An 18,700-nucleotide genomic window follows, 5' to 3' on the forward strand; every position below is an offset into this window, starting at 1 on the left:
AAATGATATCGGCGATGTCACAACCGACATTTGTCGCGGTTTTTCTCGTTTTCGTGAGAGTTGGCGCCGTGATGGCGGTTTTGCCTGCATTCGGGGAACAGACGGTATCCGTAAAGGTGCGTTTGGTCCTGACATTGGCGTTCACGCTTATTGTTTTTCCGGCGGTGACGATCGACCCGGCGACACTTCAAACGGCCCCCATCGTGCTATGGCCCGCAATGTTGGCTGAAGTTGTGTCCGGTTTGACCATTGGGTTAATTGTACGTCTAACCGTGATCGCACTACAGGTCGCGGGTACGATCATTTCGCAATCCACATCGCTTTCTCAATTGTTCGGCGGCGGTGCTGTGGATGCGCAACCTGCGATGGGTTACATCCTTTTTACGGCAGGTCTGGCCCTTGCTGTCACCCTCGGCCTGCATGAGCGCGTGGCTTTTATGATGATCGAATCCTACGATTACCTTCCTGCGGGTCGCTTGCCGGATTCGAGCGAACTCTCGATTCTCATGGTGGGGCATGTGGCGCATTCATTCGCGCTTTCGTTTTCCTTTGCTGCGCCGTTTTTGATCGCCTCGGTGATTTACAACACCGCTCTGGGCGTCATTAACCGCGCCATGCCACAGCTGATGGTCGCTTTTGTCGGGGCGCCGGCCATCACTCTGGGCGGTTTGATCCTGTTGTTTCTCACGGCGCCATTGCTGCTTGAAATTTGGATCGGTCATTTCCACCGCGCCCTCGAGAACCCGATCGGAGCATTCTGATGTCGGGCGACGACGATAGTGACAAGAGTCACGAACCAACCCAGAAAAAGTTGGATGATGCGCGCAAGCGGGGTGAAATTCCACGATCTATCGATGTTACGACTGCTGCGGCCTACCTCGGATTTGTGATTACGGCGATGGCGTTCGGTGAAATGGCGCTTAAATCCACCGGCGGCGTTTTATACGGGCTGTTTGAAAACGTTGATCGGTTGAATGATGACTGGTTTGACGGGTCCGGGTCACCTTGGGGCGGGGGGCTGATGGCTGAAATCCTGATGTCTCTTATCCCATGGTTCACGATTCCTGCGGTCTTTGTGATTGCCACACTTTTTGCCACCCAATCCCTTTTATTTGCTCCCGAAAAAATCCAGCCAAAGCTGTCCAAAATTTCCATGATCTCGAACGCCAAAAATAAATTTGGGCGGGCCGGATTGTTCGAATTTGCCAAAAGCTTTTTCAAGCTTTCGATCTACTCGATCGTCGTCGGGTTTTACCTCTGGTCCAAAATTCCGGAAATGATTGCCTCGATGTCTCTTAGCCCCGGTATGGTTACGGTCGAACTTTTGCAGTTGGGCCTGGGGTTCTTTGCAATTGTGTTGGCAATTTCGGCGGTGATTGGCGGTGTGGATTATCTTTTCCAACACAATGAGCATTTGCGCAAAAACCGTATGTCGCACAAGGAGCTTCGTGATGAGGCAAAAGACCAAGATGGCGATCCGCATATGAAACAAAAGCGCCGCCAAAAAGGCTACGAGATTGCGATGAACCAGATGTTGAGCGAGGTTCCAAAAGCTGATGTTATCGTTGTGAACCCGACCCACTATGCCGTTGCGTTGACGTGGGATCGGCTCAGGGGGGGAGCGCCGGTCTGTGTCGCGAAAGGTGTCGATGACATCGCGGCGACCATTCGTGAGATTGCGATTGAAAACGACATTCCGATCCATCGCGATCCGCCTACGGCCCGTGCGCTCTACGCCACCATCGATATCGGCCAGGAAATTTGGCCGGAGCATTATCCGGCAGTTGCCGCGTCAATCCGTTTTGCCGAGGAAATGCGCAAGAAAGTGCGTGCCAAAAGGAAGGCAGGGCTATGACAACCAAAGCCAAAAAGTTGGAGCAATTGAAAAAAGTGGCGGAAGTGACCCTCACTCTGGAGCTCGCCCGCTTGGCGCAAATGCGAGACGAAGAGACAGCACAACAAACCCGCCTGAATACCCTCAAAGATGCCGCGAAAGAGCGTCATGCGCAGATCAAAAACGCTGCCGGGTTTGATCCCGCGATGTATGGGGGTGCGGATGTAAAATGGAATGAATGGCTCGCAAGCGAGCGCCGCAGTGTTTTGCGCGGTATGGCCGCAATAGCAGAACGGCGCGAGGTTCAGTTTGAACTCACGCGCCGCGCTTTTGGTAAGGTTGAGGCCCTCAAATCCATTGCGAAAAAGAGTGCGTTGAAACCGTAGTCTACCCGACGTCCTGCCGGACAATATCCGTGACAAGCACGCTTTCGATATCATCACCCAGAATGGCCGCGGCGACTTCCAGTAGGGAGGCGCGAAGGCTTTGCATCTTGGTTGTCTCGGTAAAGGATCCTTTGAACCCGCCGATGTTGGCGTGGTCAAATAGGACCTGCAAGAAAGCATCACGTAGCTTGGGTTCCTGCGCATAGATTTTTTCACGCGCATTCGGCAGGGTTTCAAGGCTGATTGACAGCACAACCATTGCCGCAACCTGTCCGTCTTCCATGTCGGGAATGACGAATTGGTTGTTGAGTTTGACGTATTCGAACACCACCGCTTCCGCGGGCATGTCTTCCTCTTGACCATCTGTTTGATGTGGCGCGTTCGGATCTTCGCCACAAGGGCCAAGCTCCGCCACCTCGGGCGGGGGCCGCAACATCAGCCCCCCGCCAACGCCCAAACCGAGACCTATCAGGGCGAGTAAGATTGGTATGAGTTTTCCGAGCATTACATCACCCCGTTAAAACGGCAGGAGGATATCGGCAATTTGTTGGCCGTACCGCGGTTGTTGCATTTGAGAAATCTGGCCGCGCCCGCCATAGGAAATGCGTGCTGACGCGATTTTGTCGTAGGTAATCTCGTTCTTGCGCGAGATGTCTTCGGGCCGGACGTAACCTTCGACCAAGAGTTCACGAATTTCATAGTTCACGCGAACCTCTTGGGATCCGGAGATGTGCAGAACGCCGTTGGGCAGTACATCAAGGATTGTGGCGGCAACCATGAGTTGGAGCTTTTCGTTGCGCCGCACGGACCCGGAGCCAGAAGAGGCGGATGTACTCGACGTCCCCACCGCATTCGCCATCGATGCGCCTTCGGGCAGGACTTCGTCAATGCGTTCGGGAATACCAAACAGACCGTCGACGCCCATGGTTTCTGATCCGGACCGCCCGCGCGATGTATTGTTGGAAATCTCCGCGCTCTCGTCGATTTCGATGACAACTGTCAAAATGTCACCACGTTCGATGGCGCGGCGGTCCCCCAAAAGGGATTGACGCGATGCTGTCCAGAGCGACGCCCCATCTGTCGGGGTCGTTTTTTCAATGGTTTTTGGCAGTCCGGGATACCTCATTGCAGAGGCTTCGGCCGAATCCTGAATAGGTTTGAAGTCGGGCAAACGACCGACCTCTTCCAAAGGGGAACAGGCGCAAAGCGCCACGAGTGCCATAAATGCTGCGATTGGTTTCATAGTTTTCCTCATTGAGATGTGAGCCGGCCAACATGAACGCCGCCGTTTGGTCCGACGATTCCCGTGACGATGGTTTTTGACGATAGGTTCATAACGCGGACGGTATCACCGACACCTGCGCGACTGAGTGATCGCGCATCCGCTGAAATGGTGAGCGAGCCTTGTGTGAAATACAAAGGTACGATTGAATTGCGCTCGACAAGAGCGGGCGGCCCGACATCCGACATGCGAATAGGGCGACCTGCATAAAGCATTCCGCGGGCTTCAAGGCCGACGGCTTCGTCGACCGAAATCAACGTGCCTGCCACGTCGCCCTCCACCACTTTCAGATCCTCGGCCATCAAGATGGATTGAGCGCGGATGGTGCGTGTTGCGACCAGAGTGTCGGACTGCGCCACGTTTGGCGCGATCAAAGCTGCCGCGATTGTTATGATGCCGGCGCGGATCATCGGATGTTACTCGTGGCGGATAGCATTTGGTCGGCGGCGGTGATGACTTTGGCGTTCAACTCGTATCCGCGTTGGGCCTCGATCAATTCCGTCACTTCGCGTACCGCGTCAACCGAACTGTCTTCGAGGTATCCCTGTCTCAAGGTCCCCAACCCATCGGTTCCGGGAATCGAGACAACAGCAGGCCCGGATGCAGGGCTTTCGAGAAACATGTTGGATCCGATTGCCTCCAGACCTTTGGAGTTGGTGAAGCCGGCCAAGGTGAATTGGCCAAGCAACTGTGGGTCCACTTGGTCATTGAAATAGGCGTAAACTTCGCCCTCACCATTGATCGAAATCGACCGCGCATCTTCGGGAATGGTGATATCAGGGACCACGCCGTAGCCCTCTGATGTGACGATTAGGCCATCGGCGGATCGTTTGAGTGTGCCGTCACGTGTGTAGGCGGATTGCCCTGACGGCAGGGTCAGTTCCAAATAGCCTTTGCCCTCGATTGCAATATCAAGATCACCGTTTGTTTGTGACAATGACCCTTGGGCAAGTTGTACTGTGACGGAGGATGGACGCACGCCGAGACCGAGCTGAATGCCCGTTGGCAAAACTGTGCCGTCGGCGGCGTTGATCGTGCCCGGGCGGGCCATCTGTTGATAGTGGAGATCGGCAAACTCGGCACGCCGCGCGTTGTACCCGGTGGTGTTCATGTTCGCGAGGTTTTGCGAAATGGTTTCCACCCGCATTTGCTGTGCGCTCATGCCCGTTGCTGCGATTTTAAGAGCTCTCATGATCGATCTCCTCTATCGGCCAAGCGTCGAGATGACACCGCGAATGCGCTCATCTTCTTGCTCGGAGAATTTCTGTCCCATCGTGTAGGCGTGCTGAACCTCGATCATACGGGTGATCTCGGCGATGGGGTTCACATTGGAATTTTCGACATACCCCTGAAGGATCGCCGCCCCCTCAAAGGGTTCGATGCCGCCATCGGTATAGAACCGTACCCCGTCCTGACGGGTGAGCGTGCTTGGGTCGGTCGGCATATAGAGGCCAACTTGGGCCAACGGCAGGCCGTTTGCCGAAAGCGTGCCATCGGCGGCGACAGCGACGGTTTTTGCGTCTGGCGGGATGAAAATTGCCGCGCCGCCGTTGTCGAGCAATCTGTAGCCGTCATGGGTGGTCAACTCACCTTGATCGTTGGGGGTAAAGGCCCCTGCGCGGGTCAATGCTTCGCCCTGAGGTGTTTCAATCATGAAAAACCCGTCGCCTTCGATGGCAAAATCAAACGTGCCACCGGTGGGCGTCAATGGCCCCTGTGCATCATTGGTCAGTCGTACATTGCCATGCGCCATCGACAGCGATGGCTCCCCGGGTTCAAGTGCGGAAATGTATTCCGAGAAAATCAAACCCTCTTTGCGAAAGCCCGTCGTCGATGCGTTGGCCACGTTGTTTGCAATGGCTTGAAGTTCGTTCTTGAGCCCCGAAAGACGTGTGAGAACGGTGTAACCTGCGCTGTCCATTAGAACCCTCCAATCATCGGAATGAGGCGGTCTTGGAAAAACGAGATGAGGCTTTCCGTCATAAAGCCCATCGACATCCAGAACACGATGAGGATGGCGCCCAGTTTGGGCACAAAGGTCAGTGTCATTTCCTGAATGCTGGTGAGGGCCTGAAACAGACCAACGCCCACCCCTGTGACGAGCGCCACCAAGAGAATAGGGGTGGAAATCATCACAGCCATCCAAAGTCCTTGGCGCAGCGTGTCATAGAAAATGATCTCATCCATAACTTACACCGGCATCCGCAGGATTTCCTGGTAGGCTTCGACGACCTTGTCGCGGACCGTTACAACGGTGTCGACCGCAAGTTCGGATTGGGCCAATGCCATGACGAGCGCCTGGCTGTCGGCCTGACCCACGAGGGCGGCTTTTGCAATTTCTTCGCTTTGCGACAATGTCTGGGCAAAGGATTTGCCAGCATCGACCAATGCGCCGCCTTGGGCGCCTGCGTTGGGGTCGGCTTTAGGAGACGTGGCCGGTTTCGTGGCTGCGTATCCTTGGTTGGCGATAGCGGAGCGGATATCCATTCTGGTTACCTTCCTTTAGTTTAACGGCGCAGGAGTTCGAGCAAAGACGACGACATTTGTCGCGCCTGATCGAACATTTTGAGGTTCGCCTCATAACTGCGTTGGGCTTCACGTGCGTCGGCAACCTCGTACATGAGGTCCACGTTTGATCCGTCATAGAACCCTTGTTCATCAGCCATCGGGTGGCCTGGATCGAAAATGCGGCTAAGGGCCGTGCGATCCAGTTCAACGGGGCCGGTATCGACTCCGCCGGTCTTTGTTCCGTTTTGGAACTCCGCCTCGAAAGAGACGGTTTTGCGGTGGTATCCTGGCGTGTCTGCGTTCGCGATGTTCTCCGAGACATGGCGCAATCTGTTTGCTTGTGCCTTCATGCCCGACGCGGACAGCGAAAGAATTTGTGTTAGGTCTGCCATCTATCTGTCCTCACCGTTTGCCGATGGAGGAGCGCAGTATCGACATCGAGCTTTTGTAGACACTGAGTGCCAACTCATGCTGATGCCGCGTATCCGCCGCCTTCATCATTTCCGTTTCGAGCGCGACCGTGTTGCCATTGGGCGAAGACGGATCGGGCGAATCGATCGTTTCAACTAGGGGAGAATTAGAACCGGTGTTCGTGATGTGACCCGCACGTGTTGTGCGCAGGTCAGTACCGCCTTCGGAGGCCCGAAAGGCTTCCGAGAACGGCTGTGTATCACGCGCCCGGTACCCGGGCGTGTCTGCGTTCGCCACATTCTTTGCAACCAATTCTTGGCGCGCTGTGGAATGGCGAGCTAATCCGCTTGTAAGGCGAAAAATATCCAGATTTTCAAACATCGGGGCTTCTCCCGCGACTTCGTGTCAACCAAGACTTAACCGTGATTCCTTTAGAAAGGGTTGCAGAACATGGAGGACGTTATGAAAGGGATCGGTCTAGATCAGCTCAGAGCTGAGATCGCATCGGTAAAAGCAACGCACTCTATGGGGCGTGTGGTTGAGGCTTCGCGCGGGGTGTTAACTGTGTCGGGTTTGACGGACACGGCCGCAATTGGCGACCTTGTCGAAATCGGTCACGGGTCCACGGTGCGCCGTGGCGAAGTGTTGCAGCTCTATGAAAATACAATCACCGTGCTTGCCGATGGCGGTGCGGATGGATTGTCGTTTGGCGACCCTGTTACACACCTCGGGAAAAATGAAATTGCACCGGATAACAGTTGGATCGGTCGTGTGATTGATCCCTTTGGCAAGGCGATCGACGGAAAACCCATTTTGCGCGGGGCAAAGACGCGGGCATTACGCGCATCCGCGCCAAGTCCAACCGAACGGCGCAGTTTGGGTGCGCGTCTGGAAACCGGACTGGCGGTCTTTAACACCTTGCTGCCAATTGTGCGCGGGCAACGTATTGGCCTGTTCGCGGGGTCAGGCGTGGGGAAGTCCACGCTATTGGCAAAGCTTGCAACGGGATTACAGGCCGATGTTGTGGTCTTGGCGATGATTGGCGAACGCGGTCGCGAAGTGCGCGAGTTTATCGAACGGGTTCTTGGGCCTGAGGGGATGAAGCGCGCAGTTATTGTGGCGGCGACCTCGGATCAGGCACCATTGGTGCGTCGGCGGTGTGCGTGGACAGCGATGGCGATTGCCGAACATTTTCGCGATCAGGGCAAACAGGTTTTGTTCCTGGCCGATTCCGTGACCCGTTTTGCCGAAGCCCATCGCGAGATTGCTTTGGCGACAGGCGAGACAAGTTCCCTGCGCGGCTTTCCACCCTCGACCTCGCATCTGATCACATCGTTGTGTGAGCGCGCTGGACCTGGCCCCGAAGCGGCAGGTGATATTACGGCGGTCTTTACAGTCTTGGTGGCCGGATCCGACATGGATGAACCTATTGCGGATATTTTGCGCGGGGTTTTGGACGGACACGTCGTGCTCAGCCGCGAAATCGCTGAACGCGGGCGCTTTCCGGCCATCGATTTGCTGCGCTCCGTGTCACGCGCCCTTCCGGAGGCGGCCTCGGAAGAAGAGAATGTTCTAATTCGGGATGCGCGTAGTTACTTAGGCACCTATGAGCGATCTGAAATGATGATTCAGGCCGGTTTGTATAATAAGGGGAGCGACGAGATTCTTGATAAGGCCGTTGCGATCTGGCCTGATCTGGACAAATTTCTGGCTGCTTCGGGACGGGACGGAACGGCGAATAGCTTCGCTCAACTTGCCAAATGCCTACATGGCGCTGAGGCAATCCGAGATTAATATGAGCCGGAGAGCAAAGAGAGTGCATTCGCAGCGGATGAATACTGTTGGCTTGTCGATTGAATCTCTGCACGTACCAAAAAGAGCCGCAACATCTCTTGGCGTGCTTCGGGGTCTGAAAACTGGGACACCTCCGAGCCACCAAAATAGCGGTCCGTTTTTTCGCGAAATTCACTGAGCTGTTGGTCAAGGTCGAGGCTGCCCAAAGCCGTGGGCAAACCAAGTGCGGTTTCAAGGGCGCTACGAACAGCCGTGTTGCCCATTACCGAATACCAGCGTCCGTTATCGGTTGTTGATTTGGATGCGATTTTTTCCAATTCGCGATCCAGAGACATCGCAAGGCGCATGTTCGCGTCTTGATCGCCAACGGCAATTTCGAACTGCTGCTCCTCGAACTTGGCCGCAATTTCATCCGGAAATGTACTAAGCGAGGTGTTTGGCGTGCCAAGATCAAACCCAAGCGCTTTTGCCATGTCATAGTATCGGGTGTCCGACAATTTGTTGGCAAGCGCATCGTCTTTCAAAATTCCATCCGAGAGAACCTTCTGGATGAAGTAGATATTGTCGATATCATCATCAAGATCGAAGGCACCGAGCACCACCTTTCTCAAGGTGCGGTCTGACACGAGGTCTTCGGCTGTTTTTACGTTTCCGATGTTCTCTTTGAAATACGCGACATCTCTCTGGATGTCCGACGATTCCCGAAACGTTTCTAACTGGGCCTCTTTGGTTCGATTGAGAAAGGCCCATCCGGAGTAACCTCCGAATGGGACAACGGGTTGAAAGCTCATTGCATGTTGTGAGCAGACAAGAGCCGCTCTTCTCTTGGTAGAAGGCTCCGCAATGATTTGAGAGCCTGATAAAACTCATCCGTTTGAACGGCCTGAGTTGCGAGGTTGAGCAATTTACGGCTGTCGTCATCCGTCAAAACCTGACTGAGCTGTTCAATGCCGCGGAACAGTTGGTGTTTGGCCTCCACGGCATCCGCGTCACCCGACAAAACCAGTTGGGCAATGTAGCAAATGCGACGCACGGGCGTATTGACCTCTTCGGGGTGAATGGCATCGCGCAGTCGCAAAATATTGGCGTTCGGCGTGACAATCGAAAGGCGCGATCGACGGTCACCATTCTCAATAACCGCACCGTTGATAAGGACCCGCTCTTTGGGGCCAAGTTTTAGGACAAGACCGCTCATGGTTGGACCCCTTCACCTTGAAGCCCGCGCATCATCGAGCGATTGATATCGAGAAGAGCTTCTTCATCGGCCTTTCCGGCAAGAACTTGCGCGGTGTGGTGGATGACAAACTCGGCGAGGTAGAAAATTTGACCGCGCAACTCTTTGGGAAGCGTATTGTTGTTGTCGGCAACATCCGAGGCGAGCAGCGTCCACAAACGACGATTGTGATTTAGCGCGGTCACAAATTTTGGAAACTCCAGCTTTTTATTTTGCGCTGTCAGTTTGAGTTGAGCCGAGATGCGCGCGAAAGCGGCGTACTCGGTGCCGCGCGATGTGCGAATCGGGGCGGCGGTATTGGTGTAGGCCGTTCGGGCCATGTTCAAAGCGTTCACGTCGGATCCTTCCGGTGACAATGAATTCTATTGCGCGGGTTTTCCGCGATGGTGCCCGGGCATCATTCAAGACGCCCGGGCGAGTGCCCTTAGCGGAAGAGCGACAAGATGGTCTGTGGCGACTGGTTGGCAATCGAAAGCGATTGCACACCGAGCTGCTGTTGGACCTGAAGCGCCTGCAAGCGTGCCGATGCTTCTTCCATATCGGCGTCCACCATCGAACCGATGCCTGATTTCAACGAGTCGGTCAGGTTGGAGATGAAGGACGATTGTGTTTCGATGCGCCCTTGAGCCGAACCGAAGGCTGCAGAGGCGTCGACTGCTTGTGAGATCAAGCCGTCGATGGCTGCCAGAGCGCCTGTTGCACCGGAATCGGACGTCACGTCGATTTGCGACAAAGCACCCAAGCCACCGCTAGACGCGGAGGAACCAGCGGTACCACCCGTTGCGGCTTCGGTGAAGACTTTCATAGCCGTACCAGAACCGTTGGTGATGGTCAGTTGGTTGGTGTTGGCCCCAGTGCCCTGGGCAACGGAATAGGCGTCCGAAGAGTTTGTTGCAGCACCAAAGAAGGCGCTGATTTGGCTGCTCAAATTCTGAGCAACGTCACCCGTACCATCGGTTGCCGAAGCGACATACTCGAACGTACGCGAACCTGTGGTTGTACCGCCTCCAGCAACGTTAACAGTTACGTCATCGAGAATGACGCGGAAGCTTGAACCTTCTTGCACTTCACCGATCGTGAAGGCGAGTGTGCCACCGCTTGCGGTGATGGAAGAGGTGTTGTTGGTTCCGTCATATGCGGTCCCAGCGAAATCCGTGTTATCGGAGCCCGCTTGGATCATGGCGTTACCCGCGGCTTGGTCAGCCGGTGCACCCGCACCAAAGCTTGCAGACGTTGTTGGCGCTGTCACGGACAGGTTTTGACGACCGACTGAAATGTGAGACGCAGACACCGTTCCATCAGATGCACGATCAAGCGATGACAGAACTTTCATATCGTCTTGTGACGTACCGTCAATCAGGTTCAGACCGTTAAACTGCGCCGCGCCGACAACAGATTTAATCTGGTTGGTGAGGGCATCAATGTCTGTTTGGATTTTTTCACGATCAACGTTGGATTCTTGAGCTGCAACAATTTTGCCTTTGATGTCGGTCAAAAGGTCGGTCACCGTCTCTGATGCGCTTGCGGCAACGGCGAGGGTGGACTGGCCAAGTGCAAGGCTATCAGAAATGCCCTGAAAACCTTTGACGTCAGATTCCATCACTTTCGAGATGGCCCAAACAGAGGCGTTGTCTTTGGCTGTGGCGACAGATTTACCTGTCGAAATCTGGCTCTGTGTCGAGGACAGGTCGTTGTTGATGGATTTGAGAGTTTGAAGCGCAACCATTGCGCCATTGTTTGTCAGAATGCTGGACATAGCATTTTCCTTTGATCTGTAGACGCGTTTTGCGCCGTAAGTTTCAATTGCCGCCGATTTGGCCGCTTCATGACTGTCATTCTGACCAGTTACGGAAAGTCGTTTTACGTCTTACCGTGCCACCCCCTCGGGTGCCTTCTGAGGTTTGAGGCCTAAAGACTAAAAGTGTCCTAAGCTGTGCCTCTAAGTTGTTCTCAATTTGAGGCAAAAATCGGGCAGTCTGTTAAGAGTTTCTCTTTATGGTTAACGGCTTACGTGCCATTGGCGCCACTTGGCCCCCTGGACCATAGGTTTGGAAATCGGGTTTTTTCTCTTTGAGTGCAGCGAGTCGGTCGGTCACGGAACGGATTCCTTTCGAGGTTGCCTCAAGGAGTCTTTGGTTGCGCGCCGCCAAGGTTTTCAGGTGACCCAACTCATCCGGAGTAATGTCCTCTTGGGTCAGCGCGGTGAGGGCTTGTGCTTTTCTCGGGGTGAGACGCGACAGTGCGTCATAGTCCTGTGCGAGGATGGCCGCATACTCGCGATCATAAACGGCCGCCATAGTCTTGGCCGCGCGGAATCGATCAAAAAATGCCATTACTCTTTCTCCACTAATGCCTGGAATATATGTTCCGCCAATCCGATGCCGCCCGCCTCTACCAGTTTTTCGGCCTGTGCCTGAACGAGGAAGGAGGTGAATTGATCCTCACCCGTACCGCCGCCAAACGTATCGGGTGTTTTGCCCAAGCCAGAAGCTTTGAGCATTTCGGCGAGAAAGCCCGCTTCGAGTTTTTCCGATGCGTCACGCAGTTGCTCTATGCGCGCCTGATCTTTCGTGAGGGTGCTTGTCTGGGGAGCGAGTGAGCCAGATACATCCATTTTTGGGTACCTCCAATTCTACATAATTATTTCAGGGATACGTCATCACGGTAAAGAAGCAGTAACCAACGTGAGACATAGTTGCGGCAACGTGATCAAAAACGGATGCAAGAAATGCAGATCCCTACAATGATGCGCGCGCCCGTCGGGGAACCGACGCAAGATCGCCGCAAAGCCGAGACGCCCGCACCCTCATCGGATGAAAAATCATTCGATGATATGGTAAAGGGGGGCGAACCTTCGGTAGATGACCGGACAACGCGTGGTGGCGAGACGCCTGATCTGACGGATCAGGGAATGCCCTCTGCACAGACGCCGGCGCAAGCCCGGGATATGACTATGGCGGCGGCGACAACGGCGATTCGTCAGAGTTTTTCCTTGGACGTGACCCCGACGGATGGGGCAACTACCGCAACCGCCATTCAATCGGACGGTGAGGTGGTCGTGCCTGCGAATGGTCATAACGGTTCGCTGTTGCAACCTACGATCCCTCTTGGCGCGACTACGGATGCCATCGTATCTGAAGCGGATGCGGGGGGTGGGTTACCGGGAGACGCCAGAGCCGTTGGGGCCTCGCCTGCGACGACTGTGGATGAGGCGGCCATGCGCCTTGGGGTCGTGCAAAACGGTAAAAATGGCGAGGGTGTTTTGGTGGCAACCGAGGCCTCCCTGACGAAAACAACAGATGCGGTGGCGCCACAGGTCGGATCCATTGATGTCCAGGCAATGGGAAAAAACGCGGCACAAGGGATGGGCCCCGAAGCGGCACAACCGACCAGTCCCGCCTCGAATGGCCTCAATCCAGCCCAGATGTCCCATGTCGTGTCTGGCGAACAGGCCATCCGGTCCGGTAGCGTGACGACGGGAGAGGGTGCAGCGCCGACATCACAGCCTGATGCGACCGCTATTGATATGAAAACCCGACGAGGCGACGTCGCATCACAGGCTTCGGTTCGAGGGACGGATTCAGATACATTCACCGAGGGTACCGCGCGATCTGCGGCTGTATCCGCAACGGCCACAGCACCCGTTTCAACGCCGGTGGTGACCGCCGGCAACAACGGTATGTCTGTGGATGACGGCAAAAGCCCGCGCGGTGAATTTCAGGCGACGAATGATGTGCAGGACGCCAAGCCGCCCACATCCGATATGACAACACCGACACCTTCTGCATCCGACAAAACAGCTCCCCAGACTGCGCTCGCCTATGCGCAGGTTCAAGGCTCCTCCGAGCTAAATACGCAAGGTGTGGAACCATCTGAAATGTTGGATTTCCGGTTGGATGGTGTGTCGAGCACTGTTGCCCGCGAATCGGTACAGGCGTCGGTTTTGACACAGGTTCAAAGAACGGAATTGCCGCATCATATTGCCGGACAGATTGCCGAAGCGGCACGTCAGCTTCCCGATAAGCCCGTTGAAATCACACTGTCTCCAGAGGAATTGGGTCGTGTAAAACTCACCTTCCATGTTTCCGAGAACGGGGCAATGTCCGTGGTGGTTCAGGCAGAGAAGGCGGAAACGGCGGATCTGATGCGTCGCAATATCCACACGCTCCAAGAAGATTTCGCGTCCATGGGCTACGAAGGCAGTACCTTCGAGTTCCAACAAGAGGGTCAGGGACATTCGTCTGAAAATGCGAAACGTGGCACCTCGAATGGCTCTGGCTCACGCGCAGAACAGCAGGTTGCAGCTGATCTCGACGGGGCCGCCGCATCTATTCAACCGCACCGTTTGTCATTGAATGGCAATGCCCGCGTCGACATTAGACTCTGAGGAGTAGCGATATGACCGAGATTTCCCAAACAACATCGGCGGCCACATCGGCAGCCGCAACACAGACTGCGAACCAAACAACAACGGCAAGCGCAATCTCGTCGGACTTCGAGACATTTTTGAAAATGCTGACGGCCCAAATGCAAAACCAGGATCCGATGAACCCGATTGAATCCACCGATTACGCGGTTCAATTGGCTACGTTTTCCAGTGTTGAACAGCAAGTGCAGACCAATACGTTGATTACGGCATTGTCCGACCAACTTGGCGTGATCGGCATGTCGCAAACTGCGAGTTGGGTCGGGATGGAAGTCAAAAGTGATGCGCCTGCCTATTTTGACGGTGATCCTGTCTCTTTGTCCGTCACTCCCAATGCTTCGGCGGATGCGTCATACCTTCTGGTGCGTAATTCCGCGGGAACGGAAATACAGCGGGTGGCGATTGATCCAACGGAGTCGGAGGTGTCATGGAGTGGCATGGATAAAGACGGCTATGCGTTCCCCAACGGGCGCTATAGTTTCGCGGTCGAAAACCACGCGAACGGTGCGTATTTGTCCAGTGCGGGCGCGATGACCTATACCGAAGTTGTGGAGGCGCGCCGCGATGGGGGTGACATCACCCTGATTCTCAATGGCGGTGGTGAAATTAGCGCGGATGAGGTCCAATCCCTACGCGAGGCGCTCTAGCGGCAAGCGGCTTGCGCCGCGTCTCATCTGCGCCGTATGGTGCTCCGAACTTGGAGCCCCTACGCACGTATGACGATTGCCCGCCCCCCGTCACAGGTCATTGAAAACCATGCGCGCTCTCTATTGGGGGCGTCAGTCGTGTGGCAGCATCTGGCCGGCGGGCGGACCAATAGCGGATGGGTCGGACGGTCAAAAAATCGCGCCGTTGTGTACAAACTGTATCGTGCAGATCGTGCCAACCCGCTTTTCCCGAATGACCCTTCACAAGAGTGGGCATGCTTGTCAGCGCTTATTGGCACAGGTCTTGCGCCACAACCCGTCGCGCAGTTCGAGGCGGAGAATGGTCGCATCGTGGCCTATGAGTTTGTGACGGGAGACGTCTTTGCCCAAACCACATCCCGGATCATAAAGGCCCTACACCTTATTCACACGACGACTCCGCCCATGGGGATACGGACGTTGCCTTTGGGGGCGGACCGTCTTTTGACGATGGGTGATCAGTTGCTTGACGGGTTGGACACCGGATTGTCGCAACATGTGCGGGAGCGACGCCCCAAACCGGTACAGATGCCCGAGGCGCGCGCGGTTTTTTTGCACGGTGACCCTGTGCCGGCGAATGTGATAAAGACGCAGACAGGCATTTGTTTTCTGGATTGGCAATGCCCCGCAACTGGCGATGCGGTGGACGATCTCTATGTCGCACTGTCGCCCGCGATGCATCGCATCTACGGGTCGGCCCCCCTAACCGAAGATCGTGAGGAGGCCGCACTAAGCGCCTATCCGGACGCCGGTACGATAGCACGATTTCGCGCCATACGCCCCTGTTTGGCGTGGCGTATGGCGGCCTATTGCGTATGGAAGGCGGCCCGTGGCGAAACGGACTATGCCGATTGTGTCGCGCTTGAGCTTAGCCGAGTGTAAGTGCCACAAGCGCTCCGAGGGTCGCGGCCACCCCCCCACCCAAGGCCAGCCAAAATGCGGATTTTGCCGCTGATTGTGGCTTTGTTGCGGGCGTTGGAGTGTTCTGTGCGGTGAGCATCGCCTCGGCCAACTTGGGCAAACGCGGACCAAACCGTGACAATACCCGTGCGGTTGATACCAGATCCCGCGCAAGCGCTTTTGGCCCGATGTTGTCTTTGATGTAGCTTTCCACGATAGGCTTGGCGACTTCCCAGATGTTGATGTGCGGGTCGAGCGAGCGTGCAACGCCCTCGACCACAACCATCGTGCGTTGGAGCAAGATCAGCTCGGTGCGGGTTTCCATCCCGAAACGTTCGGTGACTTCGAACAGATAGGACAGCAAGCGGGCCATTGAAATATGGTCGGCGTCCATTCCAAAAATGGGATCCCCCACGGCACGTAAAGCCCGTGCAAAAGCATCGACATCTTGATCGGCGGGAACATAACCTGCCTCGAAATGCACCTCTGCAACGCGACGATAATCCTGTTGGATGAACCCGAACAGGATCTCGGCATAGACGCGGCGGGTGTATGCGTCGAGCGCCCCCATGATGCCGAAATCAAGGGCGATGATGTCTCCGTTCGGTGCAATTTTCAGGTTGCCGTGGTGCATGTCGGCATGGAAAAATCCGTCCCGCAACGCATGGCTGAGGAACATCTGCAAAACCCGTTGGCCAAGCGCCGCGCGGTCATGGTGTGCGGCGTCGATTTTTTTGGTGTCGGAGGCAGAGATCCCGTCGACCCATTCGAGTGTCATCACGCGACGTGCGGACATTTTCCAATCAACCGCAGGGACCGAAAAGCCGGCGTCATTTTGCGTGTTGGCACGAAACTCTGACGCGGAGGCGCTTTCGAGGCGCAGGTCCAGTTCGCCGTTCACAACACCTTCGAAGTGGGCAATCACCTCTTGTGGGTGCAGGCGGCGCGAGGAGGGCGATAGGTGTTCAATCATCCACGCGGCAAAATAGAATGCATCGATGTCCTTGTGAAACGCGCGCTCAATTCCGGGGCGCAGAACCTTGACCGCCACATCGCGCCCGTCGTGGACCGACTTTGCTTTGTGGACTTGTGCGATGGAGGCCGCTGCAACTGGTTCGGAAAAATCGGTGAAAAGCTCCGCGATGGGTTTGCCCAACTCGGCCTCAATGGTTTTGATCGCACGGTCGCGCGGAAAGGGCGGCAATTCATCTTGTAGAACCCGCAATTGCTGCGCCAGTTCCGTCCCGACCACATCCGGGCGGGTGGATAGAACTTGCCCGAATTTGATGTAGGCGGGCCCAAGCGCGGTGAGGGCGCGCGTGACGGGGGGCTGTTCCGGATCACCCTTGATCCCGAGCCACTGGATGGGCCAGACAATGGTGCGGGCAAGAATGCGAAAGGCGCGGGGGGCCTCCATCGCGTCCATTGCGACCTTCATCGCGCCGGTGCGTTCCATCGTGGCGCCGGTCCGGATGAGGCGCCAGATATTGTGGGGACCACGCATTAGAGTTTCCACCCGGAATGAAGTGCCGCGATACCCATTGAAAGATTGCGGTATTTCACGTTTTCGAAGCCTGCCGTTGCGATCATCGACGCGAAGGTCTCCTGATCGGGAAATTTGCGGATACTCTCGACAAGGTACTGGTAGCTGTCACGGTCGCCCGTAATGATCTCTCCCATCGGCGGGATGACATTGAACGAATAGAGGTCGTAGGCCTTTTGCATCGCGGGGTTCGGCAGTTGTGAAAACTCCAGAACCATCAGGCGGCCGCCAGGCTTGAGGACGCGGTATGCCTCGTTCAATGCGTCTTGAATGCGTGTGACATTCCGGATGCCAAAGGAAATCGTGTAGACGTCAAACTGGCTGTCTTCGAACGGCAAGGCCATCGCATCGCCTGTCACCCACGACAGGTTCTTTGCCAGTTGATCGGCCTCGGCGCGTTTGCGGCCCGCGACGAGCATCGATTCGGTCATGTCCAGAACGACAGAGGTGGCTCCCGGTGCACGTTTGAGAAAGCGAAAGGAGACGTCACCCGTTCCGCCCGCTACATCAAGCAGCCGTTGATCGGGGCGCGGCGCCAGCCAATCCATCATCGCGTCTTTCCAGACGCGGTGGATGCCCATCGACATAACATCGTTCATGATGTCGTACTTCGACGCCACCGATGTGAATACGCCGTGGACCATGCCGGCTTTTTGATCTTCGGCGACGTCTTTGAAGCCGAAATGGGTGGTCTTGTCGCTCGTCTGCGCCATCGCCCTTGAACCTCTCTGAAACTTACCCTTCTTATAGGCCTCACGACGCGCGATACAATCGCAAGCGCCACCATAAGGGGAGCGAAATGCCCGAATTACCCGAAGTCGAGACGGTTCGTCGCGGTCTGGAGCCCTCCATGTCGGGGGCGACCATCATGCAGGCGGATGTGAACCGTCCCAATTTGCGTTGGCCCTTTCCCGATCGCATGGCCGAGCGCCTAACGGGTGCAAGAGTGGAGCGGCTGCGGCGTCGGTCGAAATATATTCTGGCCGATCTTGATCGCGGCGAGACGCTTTTGATCCACTTGGGCATGTCGGGTCGCATGACTGTATCGGGTGATCCGCTCGGGCAATTTGCGCATACGCATCCCGCGGTGCAAAAACACGACCACGTTGTCTTTCACATGGATAACGGCGCACGTGTGACATTCAACGACCCACGCCGCTTCGGGGCAATGGATCTGATAGAAACCGCCACGGCACAGTCTCACCCCCTATTGGCAAAGATTGGTCCGGAGCCACTCGGGAATACGTTCAATGAGGCACATCTGGTCGCGGCATTTCAGGGCAAAAACACACCCGTAAAAACGGCGCTTCTGGATCAACACATCGTGGCGGGTTTGGGCAATATCTATGTTTGCGAAGTTCTGTTTCGTGCAGGGATTGACCCGACCCGCAAAGCGGGACGCATTTCGGCGGCGCGTGTTGCGTCCCTTGTGCCGATCATTCGCGAAGTCTTGGCCGAAGCCATCACCTCGGGCGGGTCGTCGTTGAAAGACTTCAGACAAGCGGATGGCGAATTGGGATATTTCCAACACAGTTTCCGCGTCTACGGGCGCGAAGGCGAGGCCTGTAAAACCGAAACCTGCAAGGCCACAATCGAGCGCGTGGTACAGGCCGGCCGGTCGACCTTCCTATGTCCGTCGTGTCAAAGATAGTTTGAACGCACCGCATTGACTGATAAAGGTCTAGACGCGCTTTTA

The 18,700-nt window shown here is 55.7% G+C and carries 25 protein-coding genes; 8 read left to right on the forward strand and 17 right to left on the reverse strand.

Annotation, left to right across the window (positions count from 1 at the left end; all coding sequences use genetic code 11):
- Window positions 1-14: 14 nt before the first annotated feature.
- Genes ACN0Q0_RS04610 through ACN0Q0_RS04620 form a run of 3 tightly spaced genes read left to right on the forward strand, consistent with a single transcriptional unit; the run spans window position 15 to window position 2,220 of the window.
- The gene (locus ACN0Q0_RS04610) at window positions 15-761 is read left to right on the forward strand and encodes a flagellar biosynthetic protein FliR (protein ID WP_417242193.1); all 747 of its coding nucleotides are present in this window, start codon (window positions 15-17) and stop codon (window positions 759-761) included.
- Window positions 761-1,855 (forward strand): EscU/YscU/HrcU family type III secretion system export apparatus switch protein, encoded by a 1,095-nt coding sequence (locus ACN0Q0_RS04615; RefSeq protein WP_417242194.1) that lies wholly within the window; start codon window positions 761-763, stop codon window positions 1,853-1,855. The genes ACN0Q0_RS04610 and ACN0Q0_RS04615 overlap by 1 nt, the downstream gene beginning before the upstream one ends.
- A complete protein-coding gene (locus ACN0Q0_RS04620) occupies window positions 1,852-2,220 on the forward strand; it encodes a hypothetical protein (RefSeq protein WP_417242195.1) in 369 nt (122 codons plus the stop codon). Before ACN0Q0_RS04615 ends, ACN0Q0_RS04620 begins: the two co-directional genes overlap by 4 nt.
- Before the next feature lies 1 nt (window position 2,221).
- On the opposite strand, the gene ACN0Q0_RS04625 is transcribed toward ACN0Q0_RS04620, so the two are convergent.
- The 9 genes from ACN0Q0_RS04625 to ACN0Q0_RS04665 all read right to left on the reverse strand — a co-directional run bounded on the left by ACN0Q0_RS04625 (window position 2,222) and on the right by ACN0Q0_RS04665 (window position 6,802).
- Complete coding sequence (locus ACN0Q0_RS04625) at window positions 2,222-2,566, reverse strand: flagellar basal body-associated FliL family protein (RefSeq protein ID WP_417242196.1); 345 nt, start codon at window positions 2,564-2,566, stop codon at window positions 2,222-2,224.
- A 171-nt stretch (window positions 2,567-2,737) separates the two neighbouring features.
- Window positions 2,738-3,463, reverse strand: coding sequence for a flagellar basal body L-ring protein FlgH (gene flgH / locus ACN0Q0_RS04630; protein WP_417242197.1), 726 nt, complete (start codon window positions 3,461-3,463; stop codon window positions 2,738-2,740).
- Window positions 3,464-3,471: 8 nt separating this feature from the next.
- Complete coding sequence (gene flgA, locus ACN0Q0_RS04635; protein ID WP_417242198.1) at window positions 3,472-3,912, reverse strand: flagellar basal body P-ring formation chaperone FlgA; 441 nt, start codon at window positions 3,910-3,912, stop codon at window positions 3,472-3,474.
- On the reverse strand, window positions 3,909-4,694 hold the full coding sequence (gene flgG / locus ACN0Q0_RS04640) for a flagellar basal-body rod protein FlgG (protein WP_417242199.1): 786 nt from the start codon (window positions 4,692-4,694) through the stop codon (window positions 3,909-3,911). Before flgG ends, flgA begins: the two co-directional genes overlap by 4 nt.
- A gap of 12 nt (window positions 4,695-4,706) precedes the next feature.
- Window positions 4,707-5,423, reverse strand: a complete 717-nt coding sequence (locus tag ACN0Q0_RS04645; protein ID WP_417242200.1) for a flagellar hook-basal body complex protein — start codon at window positions 5,421-5,423, stop codon at window positions 4,707-4,709.
- Entirely contained in the window at window positions 5,423-5,689 is a 267-nt protein-coding gene (locus tag ACN0Q0_RS04650) for a flagellar biosynthetic protein FliQ (RefSeq protein ID WP_417242201.1), read from the reverse strand. Before ACN0Q0_RS04650 ends, ACN0Q0_RS04645 begins: the two co-directional genes overlap by 1 nt.
- A 3-nt stretch (window positions 5,690-5,692) precedes the next feature.
- Window positions 5,693-5,989 (reverse strand): flagellar hook-basal body complex protein FliE, encoded by a 297-nt coding sequence (fliE, locus tag ACN0Q0_RS04655; RefSeq protein WP_417242202.1) that lies wholly within the window; start codon window positions 5,987-5,989, stop codon window positions 5,693-5,695.
- 20 nt (window positions 5,990-6,009) lie between these two features.
- Window positions 6,010-6,402, reverse strand: coding sequence for a flagellar basal body rod protein FlgC (gene flgC, locus ACN0Q0_RS04660; RefSeq protein ID WP_417242203.1), 393 nt, complete (start codon window positions 6,400-6,402; stop codon window positions 6,010-6,012).
- 10 nt (window positions 6,403-6,412) lie between these two features.
- Entirely contained in the window at window positions 6,413-6,802 is a 390-nt protein-coding gene (locus ACN0Q0_RS04665; protein WP_417242204.1) for a FlgB family protein, read from the reverse strand.
- A gap of 69 nt (window positions 6,803-6,871) precedes the next feature.
- Here ACN0Q0_RS04665 and ACN0Q0_RS04670 point away from each other — a divergent pair, with 69 nt between their 5' ends.
- On the forward strand, window positions 6,872-8,215 hold the full coding sequence (locus tag ACN0Q0_RS04670; RefSeq protein ID WP_417242205.1) for a FliI/YscN family ATPase: 1,344 nt from the start codon (window positions 6,872-6,874) through the stop codon (window positions 8,213-8,215).
- Here the strand turns inward: ACN0Q0_RS04670 and ACN0Q0_RS04675 are convergent.
- From ACN0Q0_RS04675 to ACN0Q0_RS04700, 6 genes are all read right to left on the reverse strand, one after another.
- On the reverse strand, window positions 8,212-9,006 hold the full coding sequence (locus tag ACN0Q0_RS04675; RefSeq protein WP_417242206.1) for a DUF1217 domain-containing protein: 795 nt from the start codon (window positions 9,004-9,006) through the stop codon (window positions 8,212-8,214). The genes ACN0Q0_RS04670 and ACN0Q0_RS04675 overlap by 4 nt on opposite strands.
- Window positions 9,003-9,410: a flagellar biosynthesis repressor FlbT gene (gene flbT / locus ACN0Q0_RS04680; protein WP_417242207.1), complete on the reverse strand. Its 408-nt coding sequence runs from the start codon at window positions 9,408-9,410 to the stop codon at window positions 9,003-9,005. Before flbT ends, ACN0Q0_RS04675 begins: the two co-directional genes overlap by 4 nt.
- The gene (gene flaF / locus ACN0Q0_RS04685; protein ID WP_417242208.1) at window positions 9,407-9,784 is read right to left on the reverse strand and encodes a flagellar biosynthesis regulator FlaF; all 378 of its coding nucleotides are present in this window, start codon (window positions 9,782-9,784) and stop codon (window positions 9,407-9,409) included. Before flaF ends, flbT begins: the two co-directional genes overlap by 4 nt.
- An 89-nt stretch (window positions 9,785-9,873) precedes the next feature.
- A complete protein-coding gene (locus ACN0Q0_RS04690; RefSeq protein ID WP_417242209.1) occupies window positions 9,874-11,205 on the reverse strand; it encodes a flagellin in 1,332 nt (443 codons plus the stop codon).
- Window positions 11,206-11,428: 223 nt separating this feature from the next.
- Window positions 11,429-11,782, reverse strand: coding sequence for a hypothetical protein (locus ACN0Q0_RS04695; RefSeq protein WP_417242210.1), 354 nt, complete (start codon window positions 11,780-11,782; stop codon window positions 11,429-11,431).
- A complete protein-coding gene (locus tag ACN0Q0_RS04700; protein WP_417242211.1) occupies window positions 11,782-12,063 on the reverse strand; it encodes a rod-binding protein in 282 nt (93 codons plus the stop codon). The genes ACN0Q0_RS04695 and ACN0Q0_RS04700 overlap by 1 nt, the downstream gene beginning before the upstream one ends.
- A 114-nt stretch (window positions 12,064-12,177) precedes the next feature.
- Here ACN0Q0_RS04700 and ACN0Q0_RS04705 point away from each other — a divergent pair, with 114 nt between their 5' ends.
- The 3 genes from ACN0Q0_RS04705 to ACN0Q0_RS04715 all read left to right on the forward strand — a co-directional run bounded on the left by ACN0Q0_RS04705 (window position 12,178) and on the right by ACN0Q0_RS04715 (window position 15,443).
- On the forward strand, window positions 12,178-13,836 hold the full coding sequence (locus ACN0Q0_RS04705; protein WP_417242212.1) for a flagellar hook-length control protein FliK: 1,659 nt from the start codon (window positions 12,178-12,180) through the stop codon (window positions 13,834-13,836).
- An 11-nt stretch (window positions 13,837-13,847) separates the two neighbouring features.
- Window positions 13,848-14,522 carry a flagellar hook capping FlgD N-terminal domain-containing protein gene (locus ACN0Q0_RS04710; protein ID WP_417242213.1) on the forward strand — a complete coding sequence of 225 codons (675 nt, stop codon included), beginning with the start codon at window positions 13,848-13,850 and terminating at the stop codon, window positions 14,520-14,522.
- A 69-nt stretch (window positions 14,523-14,591) separates the two neighbouring features.
- The gene (locus ACN0Q0_RS04715; protein WP_417242214.1) at window positions 14,592-15,443 is read left to right on the forward strand and encodes a phosphotransferase family protein; all 852 of its coding nucleotides are present in this window, start codon (window positions 14,592-14,594) and stop codon (window positions 15,441-15,443) included.
- Here ACN0Q0_RS04715 and ubiB read toward each other — a convergent pair.
- Both ubiB and ubiE read right to left on the reverse strand, forming a co-directional pair.
- Complete coding sequence (ubiB, locus tag ACN0Q0_RS04720; protein WP_417242215.1) at window positions 15,430-16,965, reverse strand: 2-polyprenylphenol 6-hydroxylase; 1,536 nt, start codon at window positions 16,963-16,965, stop codon at window positions 15,430-15,432. The two genes, ACN0Q0_RS04715 and ubiB, sit on opposite strands and share 14 nt — an antisense overlap.
- The gene (ubiE, locus tag ACN0Q0_RS04725) at window positions 16,965-17,717 is read right to left on the reverse strand and encodes a bifunctional demethylmenaquinone methyltransferase/2-methoxy-6-polyprenyl-1,4-benzoquinol methylase UbiE (RefSeq protein ID WP_417242216.1); all 753 of its coding nucleotides are present in this window, start codon (window positions 17,715-17,717) and stop codon (window positions 16,965-16,967) included. The genes ubiB and ubiE overlap by 1 nt, the downstream gene beginning before the upstream one ends.
- 86 nt (window positions 17,718-17,803) lie before the next feature.
- Here ubiE and mutM point away from each other — a divergent pair, with 86 nt between their 5' ends.
- Complete coding sequence (mutM, locus tag ACN0Q0_RS04730; protein WP_417242217.1) at window positions 17,804-18,655, forward strand: bifunctional DNA-formamidopyrimidine glycosylase/DNA-(apurinic or apyrimidinic site) lyase; 852 nt, start codon at window positions 17,804-17,806, stop codon at window positions 18,653-18,655.
- Window positions 18,656-18,700 lie beyond the last annotated feature (45 nt).

The organism is Celeribacter sp., assembly GCF_048259695.1.
Classification (GTDB): Bacteria; Pseudomonadota; Alphaproteobacteria; order Rhodobacterales; family Rhodobacteraceae; genus Celeribacter.